Origin of the sequence: Ochrobactrum sp. 19YEA23, from assembly GCF_029909865.1 — a bacterium.
GTDB classification, from domain to species: Bacteria; Pseudomonadota; Alphaproteobacteria; order Rhizobiales; family Rhizobiaceae; genus Brucella; species Brucella gambitense.
Map to the genome: position 1 here is coordinate 71,553 of NZ_JASAMQ010000012.1, position 14,604 is coordinate 86,156.

A 14,604-nucleotide genomic window follows, 5' to 3' on the forward strand; every position below is an offset into this window, starting at 1 on the left:
CGTGCGCCGCAAAGGGCCGGGTCCAAGATCATGAAGATCCTCCACAGGTCCCAGGGCTCCGCTCCTCCGCGCCTTCTGGAAACAGGTATCGCCACATGCATTATGATAGCGACGTGTTATTAACTCCAGTAATGATGTTATAAACATAGATAGCTGTCAATGAGATGTTTTAAACCCTGCCGTGGAATACCGCAATTTCGCGTGAATCCAGTCCGATACAGTAGGGGAAAACCCCGCGCCGATCCTCTTTTTTTTGGATCATCACCATTGCAGCTGACTGGAGTCCTAAGCACGTCACGCTCAAATTCTTCAGTTATTTTTTGTATAATTAACAATATGATAGACCGTATATGGCGAATGATAAAAAATATGCCACTCGTATACTAAGTTCGAAATCCGCATCTTATCCCACAGGGATTTTATCCACGCTCACCAAGATTTGTAAAAAAAAACTGTCGTAAAAAAATTTTACAGACATTGCAGAGTCGTTATGTTATCTCCATTATACGCAAATGTCCGATTTGGTTAAAAACAGGACTGCGAGCGACGTATTTCAGTCGTGGGAGGAATCCAGATGTCGTTAAAAGCGTGTAGCCGTCATGCGTGATAAAGGTGATCTCATAATCGGGATCGACGCTGGCACGTCCGTTCTCAAGGCAGTCGCGTTTGATTTTACCGGACGCCAGATTGAAGCCGCAGCCGTTCGCAACAAATACGAGACGGGTGATCACGGCGCGGTAACCCAGTCCCTGTCACAAACCTGGAAAGACTGCACCAGCGCTTTGCTCGGCCTTGCAGAAAAAGTTCCGGAATTGCGTGAAAGAGCAGCGGCGATCGCTGTCACCGGCCAGGGCGATGGCACATGGCTTGTCGGCAAGAACAATCGACCAGTGACCGATGCATGGCTCTGGCTCGATGCGCGCGCCGCCACGACTGTTACCCGACTTGCCGCAGGCCCCATGAACCGCGCTCGCTTCGAAGCGACAGGCACAGGGCTCAATACCTGCCAACAGGGCTCGCAAATGGCGCATATGGACAGTGTTGCGCCGGAACTGCTCGATCAGACCGAGGTCGCGCTTCATTGCAAAGATTGGCTCTACCTGAACCTTACCGGCATTCGTGCGACCGACCCATCGGAAGCAAGCTTCACTTTCGGCAATTTCCGCAACCGCCAATATGATGACGTCGTCATAGAAACCCTGGGGCTGCAAAAACGGCGTCAGCTTCTGCCTGAAATCATCGATGGCACACAGATTATGCATCCGCTGAGTGATGAGGCTGCGGCGGCAACCGGCTTGCTTGCTGGAACGCCAGTCAGCCTGGGCTACGTCGACATGGCCATGACCGCCCTGGGTGCTGGTGTTCGCGGTGGTAGCACCGACGCTGGCTGCTCCACCATCGGCTCGACGGGCGTACATATGCGCGCAAAGCCTGTCGCCGATATTCACCTAAACCGGGAAGGCACCGGCTATGTCATCGCATTGCCGATCCCCGGGATCGTGACGCAGGTTCAGACCAATATGGGAGCCACGATCAATATCGACTGGATATTGCAGGTGGCCGCCGACCTCATGTCCACGCCGGACAAGCCCGTTTCATTGAACGACCTTATTCCGCGTCTCGATGAATGGTTCAACGCAAGCCGCCCAGGCGCAATCCTCTATCACCCCTATATTTCTGAGGCCGGCGAGCGCGGACCCTTCGTTAATGCCGATGCGCGTGCAAGCTTCATAGGTCTTTCCAGCCGTGATCGCTTCCCCGAAATGGTCAGGTCTGTGGTCGAAGGGCTCGGTATGGCGACGCGCGATTGCTACGCCGCCATGGGCGACATGCCAGCAGAACTGCGCATTACAGGGGGCGCAGCCCGGTCCCGCGCGTTGCGCAGCACGCTTAGCGCTTCCGTCAATGCGCCAGTGCGCGTTTCCTCCCGCGAAGAGGCAGGTGCTGCCGGTGCGGCGATGATGGCCGCCGTTGCTATTGGTGCTTATCCGACCATGGATGATTGTATCGCTGAATGGGTGGAACCTCTGCTTGGAGCCCCCGAGGCGCCAGACGCCCCACGCGCGCAGCATTATGAAGAGCTTTACCTCGCCTATCGGGAATCTCGGCTGGCGCTCGCGCCAGTCTGGGACAAATTGGCGGCCGACAGGTAAGGCCGGGCGGATTGCCCGAGACGACATTATGAGATGTGCCGAAACATCGGCACCCGAAGGAGCATGCAATGGCTGAGACGGAAACTTGCGATCTGTTTGTGATCGGCGGCGGCATCAATGGCGCGGGTGTGGCGCGCGATGCTGCCGGGCGTGGTCTCAAGGTCGTTCTGGCCGAGAAAGACGATCTGGCGGAAGGCACTTCGTCGCGTTCGGGCAAGCTTGTCCATGGCGGCTTGCGCTATCTCGAATATTACGAGTTTCGCCTCGTTCGAGAGGCCTTGATTGAACGCGAGGTGCTACTCAATGCGGCACCGCACATCATCTGGCCGATGCGTTTCGTTTTGCCTCACAGTCCGCAGGATCGCCCCGCATGGCTGGTGCGGCTGGGTCTGTTTCTCTACGATCATCTCGGCGGCCGCAAAAAACTTCCCGGCACCCGCACGCTCGACCTCAAGCGCGACCCGGAAGGCACACCGATCCTCGACCAATATACCAAGGGCTTCGAATATTCAGACTGCTGGGTCGATGACGCTCGTCTTGTAACACTCAATGCGCTGGGCGCCGCTGAAAAAGGAGCGACCATCCTCACCCGCACACCGGTTGTGTCGGCGCGGCGCGAAAAGGGTGGATGGATCGTCGAGACCCGCAATCGTGACAACGCCGAAGTCCGTAGCTTCCGCGCCCGCTGTATCGTCAATTGCGCAGGCCCTTGGGTAACGGATGTTATCCACAATGTGGCTGGCTCGAACTCCAGCCGTAATGTTCGTCTGGTCAAGGGCAGTCATATCATCGTGCCCAAATTCTGGGCTGGTTCGAATGCGTATCTCGTCCAGAACCACGACAAGCGTGTGATCTTCATCAACCCTTATGAAGGCGACAAAGCGCTGATCGGGACTACGGACATTGGCTATGAGGGTCGTGCGGAAGATGTTGCCGCGGATGAAAAGGAAATCGATTATCTGCTTGCTGCGGTCAATCGCTATTTCAAGGAGAAGCTGCGCCGCGAAGACGTGTTGCACGCGTTCTCCGGGGTGCGCCCCTTGTTTGATGACGGTAAGGGTAATCCTTCCGCTGTTACACGCGATTATGTCTTCGATCTGGATGAGACCAATGACGCGCCTCTATTGAATGTGTTCGGCGGCAAAATCACGACATTCCGCGAATTGGCCGAACGGGGCATGCACCGTTTGAAGCATATCTTCCCTAACATGGGCGGTGACTGGACAAGAGGCGCTCCGCTTCCCGGCGGTGAGATCCCCAATGCCGATTACGAGACCTTCGCCAATAGTCTGCGCAACAATTATCCCTGGATGCCACGCCAGCTGGTGCATCATTACGGTCGCCTCTATGGCGCACGGACCAAGGATGTCGTCGCTGGTGCGACAGAACTTTCAGGCCTCGGTCGCCATTTCGGTGCGAACCTCTATGAGGTGGAAGTTCGCTATCTGGTCTCCAAGGAGTGGGCAAGGACGTCAAACGATATTCTCTACCGCCGCACCAAGCATTATCTGCACCTGACCGAAGCCGAACGCGCCGCTTTCACGCAGTGGTTCGAAAACACCCATATTGCCGCCTGAGGACGACATGGCCCTTACGCTTTCTTTGAATACCAACCCGCTGGTCAATCGCTTTGCCGAGCCTGATGATCTGGTTGAAACTGTCGCCCGTGATCTGCGCCTGCGCGATCTTCAGCTGACACACGAGTTCATCAACCCCAGCTGGCAGGCCTCCACGATCCGCCGTTTGACGCGCGATATGGACAAAGCCTTAGAGCGAACTGGTGTGCGCGTGACATCAGGCATGACGGGCCCCTATGGTCGCCTCAATCATTTCGGCCACCCGGACCGGGAGGTTCGCCGCTACTATGTCGATTGGTTCAAAACCTTTGCTGACATCATCGGCGATCTTGGTGGCAAATCCGTTGGCACGCAGTTTGCGATCTTTACATATAAGGACTTTGACGATCCCGCGCGTCGTGAAGACCTGATAAGCATCGCAATCGATTGCTGGGCAGAGGTAGCCGACCATGCGGCCAACGCCGGTCTGGAATATGTTTTCTGGGAACCAATGAGCATCGGTCGCGAGTTCGGCGAAACCATCGCCGCATGCATGAAGCTTCAAGACCGCCTGACGGCTACCGACATGACGATCCCGATGTGGATGATGGCCGATATCGATCACGGCGACGTCACGTCAGCCAACCCAGACGACTTCGACCCCTATGCCTGGGCCCGCGCCGTGCCCAAGGTTTCGCCGATCATTCATATCAAGCAGAGCCTTATGGACAAGGGCGGTCATCGGCCTTTCACGGCAGCCTTCAACGCCAAGGGTCGCATTCAGCCGGAACCCTTGCTAAAGGCCTTTGCCGAGGGCGGTGCCGTTGACAATGAAATCTGCCTTGAACTCTCGTTCAAGGAACGCGAACCAAACGATCGGGAAGTCATTCCACAGATCGCGGAAAGTGTGGCTTTCTGGGCCCCGCACATTGACACAGGCGTCAGGGATTTGAAGATATAGATACAGGCATGATCCGATCGCCGCATTGCGCATATTGAGAGGATTATGCTTCAAGTGAAAAACCTTAGAGTGCGGTTCTGACGCCATTGGAGCAGAGCGCGCTCAACGTCCGAAAGGAGCCGGAAGGCTCGAAATGGCAGATCAAGACGACTCCCTCGCCCTTCGTGCCGCCTGGCTTCATTTTGTTGCGGGCATGACGCAGTCTGCAGTTGCCAAGCGCCTTGGCGTGCCATCGGTGAAGGCCCACCGTCTCATCGCCAAGGCTGTCGCGGACGGGGCGGTTAAAGTCACTATCGATGGGGACATTATCGAATGCATCGATCTCGAGAACCGTCTCGCGGATCGCTATGATCTCGATTATTGCGAAGTCGTACCCGATATCGGGGAAGAAGGACTGCCTCTTACCGCTCTTGGTCATGCTGGCGCGGATTTCCTTCGCCGTGAGATCGAACATGGTGACCATGAAGTAATCGGCATCGGCCATGGACGTACCTTGTCGGCTGCAGTCAATTATATGCCGCGGGTTGCGGCAAACGACTTGCGCTTCGTTTCGCTTCTAGGCGGCCTCACGCGAAATTTTGCCGCCAATCCCCACGACGTTATGCATCGCATCGCGGAAAAAACAGGCATGCCAGCTTATGTGATGCCGGTGCCCTTCTTTGCCAATACAGCCGAAGACCGCGAAGTTCTTCTCGCTCAACGTGGCGTCACGGCAGTTTTCGATATGGGATGCCGTGCAGAGTTAAAAGTCGTCGGCATTGGCACAGTCGATTCCCAAGCCCAACTCGTAACAACAGGCATGATCGAACTCGCCGAGGTCGAAGAGATCGCTTATCTGGGCGGCGTTGGCGAAATGCTTGGACATTTCTTTGATACCGACGGCACGCGCCTTGAAACCGGCCTGACGGCGCGCACAATCGCTGCGTCGGTTGAAAACGCAGATATGAGCCGCATTATAGCCCTGGCGGGTGGCTTATCCAAAGCCGAAGCCATTCGGGCTGTTCTGAAAAGCGGGCGTCTTTACGGCCTTATTACCGACGAACGCACTGCGAGAGCCCTCGTAGAATAGAAAACGTGAAAACGTCACAAAATCACATTCTTTGTAGATTTTTTTGTGATTTTGTGATTTATGCCTCTGCATGAATGCTCCGCGAGACAAATCGGACACAGGCGTGAAGCGCGACGATAGAAGACAAGCGATCATAAACTTGCTGATTGAAAATCAGGCAGTCGATCTTGACGATCTGGCTGATCGCTTTGCCGTCTCCAAAATGACCATCCACCGCGATCTGGATTCGTTGGAAGAATCCGGCGTATTACGCAAGGTCCGCGGCGGAGCGACAATGGACGCTGGCTCGCAGTTCGAAAGCGATTTTCGATTTCGCGAGCGGCAGGACAATGAAGCCAAGCTCCAGATGGCAAGGGCAGCACTGGAACTGATTGAACCGGGTATGACCGTCATGATCAATGACGGTTCGACGGCTGCGGTACTCGGCGGCCTTTTCCCCGAGAAGCGCCCCTTGACCGTCATCACAAACAATGCGGTCATCATCGATACGCTTAAAGGCGAAAGCGGGATCAATCTCATTGCTCTCGGTGGGGTTTTCTCAACCAAGTTCAACGCTTTTTTCGGCCTTCTGACGGAAGAAGCCCTGTCGCATCTGAGCGCCGATATCGCCTTTATTTCAACGCCCGCCGTCAATGGCAGGCTCGTCTATCACATGGACGAGAATGTCGTGCGCACAAAACGTGCAATGACCGCTTCGGCGACACGCACCTGTCTTCTGGTCAACCACCAGCGCTTCGGGCGTCCCGCCTTGCATGTCATGGCCGATCTTGGCGACTTCGATGCGATCATCACCGATACATCGCCCGGCCGCGAGATTATGGCCGAGTTGGATCAGGCTGGGATCAAACTGACAATAGCAGACTAAGAAAGAGCATTTTGGCATGGCCAGATTTTGGGTTGGAACGAGCTGGAAAATGAACAAGACGCTGGCGGAAGCGCGGCAGTTTGCCGATGCGCTGAAGGCAGCCGACGGCGACCGGTCCGCCGATATTCAGCGTTTCATCATTCCGCCCTTCACCGCGGTGCGCGAAGTGAAGGAAATTCTGTCCGACACATCGGTGAAGGTAGGCGCACAGAACATGCACTGGGCTGACAAGGGCGCATGGACCGGTGAAATCTCACCTGTGATGCTCAAAGACTGCAATCTTGACATCGTAGAGCTTGGTCACTCCGAACGTCGCGCACATTTCGGCGAAACCAACGAGACTGTGGGCCTTAAGGTTGAAGCTGCGGTGCGCCACGAGCTGATCCCGTTGATCTGCATCGGTGAGACACTGGAAGACCGTGAAAGCGGTCGGGCTGCGGAGGTCCTCGCAGAGGAAGTACGTGGTGCGCTTTCCAAATTGTCCGACGAGCAGAAGCAGTCCGTCATCCTGTTCGCTTACGAGCCCGTTTGGGCCATCGGCGAAAACGGTATTCCCGCGTCCGCGGATTATGCTGATGCCCGGCAGGCAGAAATTATCGCTGTCGCTAAAGGTATTCTCGGTCGCCGCGTTCCTTGCCTTTATGGTGGCTCGGTCAATCCCGGCAACTGCGAGGAACTGATCGCTTGCCCGCATATTGACGGCCTGTTTATCGGACGCTCCGCGTGGAACGTCGAAGGTTACCTCGATATTCTCGCGAAATGCGCGGCAAAAATTCAAGAAAATTAAAAGTTCAGACAGGTTAAGGAGTGAAATCATGAAAGTTGCAGTAGCAGGAGACAGCGCCGGCGAAGGTCTGGCCAAGGTTCTGGCCGACCATCTCAAGGACCGTTTCGAGGTTTCCGAAGTCTCGCGCACCGATGCTGGCGCCGACGCATTCTACGCCAATCTTTCCGACCGCGTCGCATCCGCCGTTCTGGATGGCACCTATGACCGCGCCATTCTCGTCTGTGGTACCGGCATCGGCGTCTGCATCGCGGCCAACAAGGTTCCAGGCATTCGCGCCGCACTGACACACGACACCTACTCTGCCGAACGCGCCGCCTTGTCGAACAACGCCCAGATCATCACCATGGGTGCGCGCGTTATCGGCCCGGAAGTCGCCAAGACCATCGCTGATGCTTTCCTCGCCCAGACGTTCGACGAAAACGGTCGCTCGGCTGGAAACGTCAACGCCATCAACGACGTCGACGCCAAGTACAACAAGGGCTGATTTTGCCGCTTAGAGCTGGTGCTCGAAACGTTACGCACATTTCGGAATGGCGCAGCTCTAAAATTGAGAAAGCGGACGGTTTCCCGTCCGCTTTTATTTTTACAAAAAGCTGGGTGCTTAATTGAACTTTGGATCGAGCGATCCATCGAGATAACGCTTTGCCATATCGGCAAGCGGGATCGGACGGATGGACGATGCATGGCCAGCCGTGCCGAACTGCTCGAAACGGTCCTTGCAAAGCTTGGTCATCGCCGCCATCGCAGGCTTCAGATATTTGCGCGGATCGAATTCGCTTGGATCTTCCTGCAGGATGCGGCGGATCTGACCGGTCATTGCCATGCGATTATCCGTATCGATATTGATCTTGCGCACACCATGCTTGATCCCGCGTTGAATTTCTTCAACTGGCACACCCCAGGTCGGCTTCATCTGTCCGCCGAACTTGTTGATGATTTCCTGAAGATCTTCCGGCACCGATGACGAACCGTGCATGACAAGATGCGTGTTCGGCAGCTTACGATGAATTTCTTCGATCACATGCATGGCAAGAACCGAGCCGTCCGGCTTGCGGCTGAACTTGTAGGCGCCATGTGACGTGCCCATGGCAATCGCCAATGCATCGACCTTGGTTTCACGGACAAACTTCACCGCTTCATCCGGATCGGTCAGAAGCTGGTCGTGCGAAAGCACACCTTCTGCACCATGACCGTCTTCCGCATCACCCATGCCGGTTTCGAGCGAACCCAGAACACCCAATTCACCTTCGACAGAAATGCCGCCAAGATGCGACATCTCGCTGACACGGCGCGTGACCGAAACATTATAGTCCCAATCGGCGGGCGTCTTGCCGTCAGCCTTGAGCGAGCCATCCATCATGACAGAGGTGAAACCGGCCTGGATAGCCGTCATGCAGGTTGCAGCTTCGTTGCCATGATCCAGATGCACGCAAACGGGAATATGCGGATAGATCTCCGTCACTGCATCCATCATGTGGCGGAGCATAATATCATGGGCATAAGAACGCGCGCCGCGCGATGCCTGCAGAATAACCGGCGCATCAACGGCGTTAGCCGCTTCCATGATCGCCAGAGCCTGCTCCATATTGTTGATGTTGAATGCCGGTACGCCGTAGCCTTTTTCAGCTGCGTGATCGAGCAATTGCCGCAGTGTGATGCGTGCCATTTATCAGTCTCCCTACCAGTCTTAGTCAGATGCGCTCACGCGCGTAATATTCACCCAAAACATCGACTTCTTCCGCCACGCCAAACACAAGCGCGCTGCGTTCGTGATAGGCCTGCGGCACAATATCGAGGATGGGGGTTGAACCGTTTGTCGCCTTCCCGCCTGCTTCCCGGCAAAGGAAAGCAATCGGATTTGCTTCGTAAACGAGCCTCAGACGGCCCTTTTCGTAACCGGGGCGGCGGTCATCGACATAAAAGAAGAGGCCACCGCGCTGCATGATGCGATGCATGTCGCCAACGGCAGCGCCGAGCCAGCGCATATTGAAATTGCGCCCGCGCGGACCGTCTTTGCCAAGGAATGCATCGTTCACATAGGCCTGCATGCCAGCCGACAGATGCCGCTGAACGGATGCATTGAAGGCCAGATCCGATGTGCGGTCGGGCAAGGTCACATTGCGACGCGTGATCTGGAATGTGCTGCTTGCGGGATCGAAGGTGGCGAAAACAACGCCATCGCCAACCGAAAAACACAGATCAACGGAATTGCCGTAAGACACGTAACCGGCAGCAATCTGCCGATTGCCCGGCTGAAGGAACGGTTCCGCCGTATCGGCTGGAAAGAACGAGAAGATCGTACCGAGCGGCGCTCCCAGACCAACATTGCCGGAGCCGTCCAGTGGATCGATTGCAACGGCAATCAGACCGTCTGCCTTACCGGCAACCGGCAAATCGGCTTCTTCGGACAGGACGGATGCCGCGCCAGCGGCGATCAGCAAATCGACGAACAGATTATGCGAGCCGACATCGATGCTCTTCTGTTGATCCTGATCGCTGTTAACGCCGACGAGCTTACCCGGATCGCCGGGCAGCGAACCGCGTGCGACGCGCCCGGCAAGCCTGCTTGACCCCGCCAGAATGGCTTTGATAGCATTGGCGGTTGCAAGACGCATGGCATCCTGTCCTGCCCAACCATCGAGATAGTCTGCGACGGTTTCAGTCTCAACGCGGTCACTATCACCCGCCAGAACGAGTGGCGCGAAATTGCTGGCCATAGTCATTCACCTTGCTCCAGAAGAAACTTTGCCCGCGCGACAACGCCATCGACGGTGATACCGAATTTTTCATAAAGCACTTCGGCAGGTGCAGAAGCCCCGAAGCCGTTCATGCCAATCACATCGTCTTCGCTGTCGACATAACGCGTCCAGCCAAACTTACCGGCGGCCTCGATTGCAATGCGCGGCGCGGCGCCAAGAACGCCATCACGATAGGTCTTGCTCTGTTTCTCAAACAGATCCCAGCTCGGCATCGAAACGACGGCTGTCGGGATGCCCTGTGCACCAAGTGTCTCGGCAGCTTTTACTGCCAGCGACACTTCAGTGCCCGTCGCCAACAACGTGATCTGACGTTCACCCTGTGCGTCGCGCAGCACGTAAGCGCCCCGTGCAGAGAGATTTTCACCATTGTCAGTGCGCAATTGCGGTACATTTTGACGCGAAAGCGCCAATGCAGAAGGGATATGCGGATCGGAAACGGCAATCGCCCAGCACTCAAGGGTTTCAATCGTATCCGCAGGACGGAAGACATGAAGGTTGGGCATGGCGCGCAAGCTTGCCAGATGCTCGACCGGCTGATGGGTTGGGCCATCTTCGCCAAGACCGATGGAATCATGCGTCAAAACATGGATGACGCGAACGCCCATCAGCGCTGAAAGACGGATGGCATTGCGCGCATAATCCGAAAACACCATGAAAGTGCCGCCATAAGGGATGAAACCGCCATGCACGGCTAAGCCGTTCATCGCTGCACCCATCGCGAATTCGCGCACACCATAACTCACATAACGACCGCTCTTTTCCGGCGTGAAATCGCTGTCGACAGCGGGGACGCGGGTCAGATTGGAATGCGTCAGGTCGGCGGAACCGCCGATCATTTCTGGCAGCGCTGCCGTCAGGCTTTCCAGTGCAATCTGGCTTGCCTTGCGGGTTGCAACATTCTGCGGCTTGTCGATCAGGCGCTGCTTGGCGTCGCTGACAGCCTGTTCAAAGCCTTCCGGCAAAATGCCAGCCATACGGCGATTGAATTCGGCACGCTGGGCTTCCGGCAACGCATCGACGCGTTTTTGCCAGGTTTCCCGCTCGGCAGCACCGCGCGAACCGGCCGCACGCCATTGATCAAGCAAGGGAGCCGGAATTTCAAAGGCTTCGGCAGCCCAACCGAGCGCCGCTTTGGTCGCCGCATTTTCGGCAGATCCCAACGGCGCACCGTGAACACCGCTGGTTCCCGCACGGTTCGGAGAGCCGTAACCGATAACCGTTTTGAGCGCGATGAGCGTCGGACGTTTCGACTGCGCCTTGGCGCGGGTCAACGCTGCATCGATAGCATCATGATCGTGACCATCGACCTTTTCGACATTCCAGCCGCATGCCTTGAACTTGGCCGGAATATCGTCGGTAAATGCAATGTCAGTGCTGCCGTCTATGGTGATGCCATTGTCATCATAGAGCAGGATCAGCTTGCCCAGCCGCAGGTGACCGGCAAGCGAGATCGCTTCTTGCCCGACGCCTTCCATCAGGCAACCATCGCCACAAAAGACATAGGTACGGTGATCGACAACGTCTTTGCCGAACTGGTCAGCCAGTGCGCGTTCAGCAATCGCCATACCAACGGAACTCGCCAGTCCCTGACCCAAAGGTCCGGTGGTCAACTCAACGCCGGGCGTGTGCCCATATTCGGGATGGCCAGCGGTTTTTGAACCCCACTGACGGAAGTTCTTCAATTCCTCAATCGTCACACCCGCGTAACCGGTGAGGTAGAGTGCGCTGTAAAGCAGCATCGAACCATGACCGTTCGACAACACGAAACGGTCGCGATCAGCCCAGTTGGGATTGGCCGCATCGAATTTCATATGCTTCGAGAACAGGACCGCCGCGGCATCGGCCATACCGAGCGGCATGCCTGGATGGCCTGAATTCGCTGCGTCAACGGCGTCTATTGAAAGCGCACGGATGCAGTTTGCCAGTTGCAGCATGTCGGATACGGGCGAGGCGAAATTCATGGCGGCAACCTCCTTGCCAAGCACTGATTTTTTGCCTGCAGCACGCGTATTCGTAAGAAAGGTCAGCAGGCATCAGCCCACTAACATCATCCTGAGATATTAACAACGTCGCTTATAACATTATAACGATTTAAATGTTATTTTGTGTGCAACTTTTTTATTTCGTGATTTTCGGTCTTTTTATCATCCCTTTGTAAATATTACATATTCTCGGCCCGGCACCATTTTGGTGAATCCGGGCCAAACTATGTTATAAAGCAGATCAGCGCATCATCGCGGCCACATTTCCTCCGTCTACCGTCATCACAGCACCCGTTGACGTGCGCACTTGCACCAGATGCAGCACAGCCTCCGCAACGTCTTCGCCTGTGACCTCACGATTGAGCAGATTGCCCCGCATGTAAACTTCCGGTGTGACACCACGCGCACGAGCACGCTCTTCCACCATGGCATCCGTCATCAGCCCTGTCCTGATCCGGTCCGGATTGATTGCATTAACCGTTATGCCGTCGCTCGCATGTTCCAGAGAATATTGCCGCATCAGCGCCATGAGCGCCGCTTTCGACGTTCCGTAAGGTCCAAAATCAGGGCCTGGATTGACGGCCTGCTTGCTCACATTGAAGACGATGGAACCTCCGGTGCCCTGACGCTGCATCACCTTGACTGCGGCACGCGCAATATAATGATGGCTCCAGAAATTGAGATCGAAGGCCGCCTTGAACAGCCCGTCATCCACTGCAGTCAACGCGCCCTGAAACGCTGCCCCTGCATTGGAAACCAGAATATCGACGCCGCCCAAGGCTTCCACAACACGCGAGATCGCCATTTCGGCAGCGTCGGCGTCAGTGAGATCGCAGGCAACAGCGAGACCGCCCAATCGTTTCGCTTCTGCGCAAACACGATCCGCATCGACATCGATCAGCGCTATTTCCGCGCCCTGACTTTTGAGAAGTTCCGCGACTGCGAGACCGAGGCCGCCTGCACCGCCCGTTACAACGGCCACCTGCCGGGTGAGCGGCTTTTCTGTCTGCTTGGCGAGCTTGGCTTGCTCCAATGACCAGTATTCAATATCAAAAAGGTCTTCTTCCGAGAGAGCCTCGAACCGGTCGATACCTTCTGCGCCGCGAATGACCTCAATCGTCGCTTCCGCGACGTCAGCACAGATACGCGCGGATTTCTGCGTTGAACCGGCAGCGAAAAGACCAACACCTTCGACATAGAAAACACGCGGCATCGGGTCGAGCATTTTCTTGCCGCCGCCAACACGGGCATTGTTGCGCTCGAAATAGGCCTTGTAGTCGGCAGCATAAGCGGCCACCGCGTCCTTGACCATCTTTGCCCAACCGTCGACATCGTCGGCGTGCGGGCCAGGAAGGGCGATGCCATACCGCTTGATATGAATGACATGCTCCGGCGTAGCATTCCCACGTCGCACGAGATCGGCAACATTGGACGCTCCGCAGAAGTCGAGAATGTCATCGTTGGAACGATGCTCAATGACAAAGCGACGCGGACGCCCCTCGCCCGCACCAGGCAAAGCTATCGCGCCACGCAGTATCGGTGCGATATCGGCAACAGAGGCCAAAGCCGCAGCGGGCTTTTTTGTGCTTGCGCTGCCGAACGGACGCGGATTGCCTTTCGCAATACGCTTCTCGGCGCGGTCGATGGCAGCAATCATATTTTCATAAGCAATGCGTGGGTCTTCGGACCATGTAAAAATACCATGTTTGAGCAAGATCATGCCGGGAGCGTCCGGCTGCGCCGTAAACGCCTTGAGACAGGCTTTCGACAAGTCGAAGCCTGGCATAACATAGGGAACGATGATCATTTCCGGAAACGCTTCGCGGATGATTTCCTCGCCATGCGGCTGGTTTGTCAGTGCGACTATCGCATTGGCATGGGTGTGGTCTACGTGCTTGAATGGCAAGATTGCATGAAGAATGGCTTCGACAGAGGGATTGGGCGCAGCCGGATCGAGCAATAATCGTCGCTGCAACATGACCATATCATCATCCGAAAGCCGCTCGTAATTCACCATCGCTTTCAACGGTTCCAGATGCAGCGCCGGCAGACCCGCCGGTTCGATCTTGCCCATATCCCAGCCGCTGCCTTTGACGCAAAGCACGTCAACCGGGCTACCATCATGATCGGTCAGGACGGTCTTGACGGAGGTATTGCCGCCGCCATGCAAAACCAGATTCGGCTCCGAACCGAGCAGCCGCGTCGTATAAGTACGGATAGCGATGTCGCGATTCACTCCCGCCTTCACATATGCGCCGACGATTGTGTCGAATTCCGCCTCAGACCATGTCGATTTCATCTGCTGTTTTCCTAACTGTCGGTCCGCAGCCTGCAGCTGAAGACACGCCGTTGCACCCACGGAAAACGACGGTTTTCCACGACGCAACAAAGACTTCTGGAGATTACTCCTCACTTCATATACAATTGACACCATAGACTGACATTCGTCAACTCGAATAAGCATCTTGTTGA

11 protein-coding genes are annotated in these 14,604 nt (G+C 55.9%); 7 read left to right on the forward strand and 4 right to left on the reverse strand.

Translation table 11 applies throughout. From position 1 onward, the window contains the following. The first annotated feature begins 599 nt into the window (after positions 1 to 599). From QBD01_RS22680 to QBD01_RS22710, 7 genes are all read left to right on the forward strand, one after another. Complete coding sequence (locus tag QBD01_RS22680) at positions 600 to 2,153, forward strand: FGGY-family carbohydrate kinase (protein ID WP_280994636.1); 1,554 nt, start codon at positions 600 to 602, stop codon at positions 2,151 to 2,153. Positions 2,154 to 2,221: 68 nt separating this feature from the next. Continuing rightward, positions 2,222 to 3,730, forward strand: a complete 1,509-nt coding sequence (locus QBD01_RS22685; RefSeq protein ID WP_280994637.1) for a glycerol-3-phosphate dehydrogenase — start codon at positions 2,222 to 2,224, stop codon at positions 3,728 to 3,730. Between the two features lie 7 nt (positions 3,731 to 3,737). Beyond that, a complete protein-coding gene (locus tag QBD01_RS22690) occupies positions 3,738 to 4,670 on the forward strand; it encodes a TIM barrel protein (RefSeq protein ID WP_182522504.1) in 933 nt (310 codons plus the stop codon). A gap of 133 nt (positions 4,671 to 4,803) precedes the next feature. Beyond that, on the forward strand, positions 4,804 to 5,739 hold the full coding sequence (locus tag QBD01_RS22695) for a sugar-binding transcriptional regulator (protein WP_280994638.1): 936 nt from the start codon (positions 4,804 to 4,806) through the stop codon (positions 5,737 to 5,739). A gap of 103 nt (positions 5,740 to 5,842) precedes the next feature. Then, positions 5,843 to 6,604: a DeoR/GlpR family DNA-binding transcription regulator gene (locus tag QBD01_RS22700; RefSeq protein ID WP_182522502.1), complete on the forward strand. Its 762-nt coding sequence runs from the start codon at positions 5,843 to 5,845 to the stop codon at positions 6,602 to 6,604. 16 nt (positions 6,605 to 6,620) lie between these two features. Then, complete coding sequence (locus QBD01_RS22705; protein WP_280994639.1) at positions 6,621 to 7,391, forward strand: triose-phosphate isomerase; 771 nt, start codon at positions 6,621 to 6,623, stop codon at positions 7,389 to 7,391. A 28-nt stretch (positions 7,392 to 7,419) separates the two neighbouring features. Beyond that, the gene (locus tag QBD01_RS22710) at positions 7,420 to 7,875 is read left to right on the forward strand and encodes an RpiB/LacA/LacB family sugar-phosphate isomerase (RefSeq protein WP_280994640.1); all 456 of its coding nucleotides are present in this window, start codon (positions 7,420 to 7,422) and stop codon (positions 7,873 to 7,875) included. Between the two features lie 117 nt (positions 7,876 to 7,992). Here the strand turns inward: QBD01_RS22710 and fba are convergent, their stop codons facing one another. From fba to QBD01_RS22730, 4 genes are all read right to left on the reverse strand, one after another. Further along, positions 7,993 to 9,057 carry a class II fructose-bisphosphate aldolase gene (gene fba, locus QBD01_RS22715; RefSeq protein ID WP_280994641.1) on the reverse strand — a complete coding sequence of 355 codons (1,065 nt, stop codon included), beginning with the start codon at positions 9,055 to 9,057 and terminating at the stop codon, positions 7,993 to 7,995. A 25-nt stretch (positions 9,058 to 9,082) separates the two neighbouring features. Beyond that, positions 9,083 to 10,114: a class 1 fructose-bisphosphatase gene (locus QBD01_RS22720; RefSeq protein ID WP_280994642.1), complete on the reverse strand. Its 1,032-nt coding sequence runs from the start codon at positions 10,112 to 10,114 to the stop codon at positions 9,083 to 9,085. Next, a complete protein-coding gene (tkt, locus tag QBD01_RS22725; protein ID WP_280994643.1) occupies positions 10,111 to 12,111 on the reverse strand; it encodes a transketolase in 2,001 nt (666 codons plus the stop codon). The genes QBD01_RS22720 and tkt overlap by 4 nt, the downstream gene beginning before the upstream one ends. A gap of 262 nt (positions 12,112 to 12,373) precedes the next feature. Continuing rightward, complete coding sequence (locus QBD01_RS22730) at positions 12,374 to 14,431, reverse strand: bifunctional aldolase/short-chain dehydrogenase (RefSeq protein ID WP_182522496.1); 2,058 nt, start codon at positions 14,429 to 14,431, stop codon at positions 12,374 to 12,376. Positions 14,432 to 14,604 lie beyond the last annotated feature (173 nt).

Bases quoted from the DNA above. Each gene is read 5' to 3' on its own strand.
- QBD01_RS22680 (WP_280994636.1), top strand. From the start codon at position 600: ATGCGTGATAAAGGTGATCTCATAATCGGGATCGACGCTGGCACGTCC.
- QBD01_RS22685 (WP_280994637.1), top strand. From the start codon at position 2,222: ATGGCTGAGACGGAAACTTGCGATCTGTTTGTGATCGGCGGCGGCATC.
- QBD01_RS22690 (WP_182522504.1), top strand. From the start codon at position 3,738: ATGGCCCTTACGCTTTCTTTGAATACCAACCCGCTGGTCAATCGCTTT.
- QBD01_RS22695 (WP_280994638.1), top strand. From the start codon at position 4,804: ATGGCAGATCAAGACGACTCCCTCGCCCTTCGTGCCGCCTGGCTTCAT.
- QBD01_RS22705 (WP_280994639.1), top strand. From the start codon at position 6,621: ATGGCCAGATTTTGGGTTGGAACGAGCTGGAAAATGAACAAGACGCTG.
- QBD01_RS22710 (WP_280994640.1), top strand. From the start codon at position 7,420: ATGAAAGTTGCAGTAGCAGGAGACAGCGCCGGCGAAGGTCTGGCCAAG.
- fba (WP_280994641.1), bottom strand. From the start codon at position 9,057: ATGGCACGCATCACACTGCGGCAATTGCTCGATCACGCAGCTGAAAAA.
- QBD01_RS22720 (WP_280994642.1), bottom strand. From the start codon at position 10,114: ATGACTATGGCCAGCAATTTCGCGCCACTCGTTCTGGCGGGTGATAGT.
- tkt (WP_280994643.1), bottom strand. From the start codon at position 12,111: ATGAATTTCGCCTCGCCCGTATCCGACATGCTGCAACTGGCAAACTGC.
- QBD01_RS22730 (WP_182522496.1), bottom strand. From the start codon at position 14,431: ATGAAATCGACATGGTCTGAGGCGGAATTCGACACAATCGTCGGCGCA.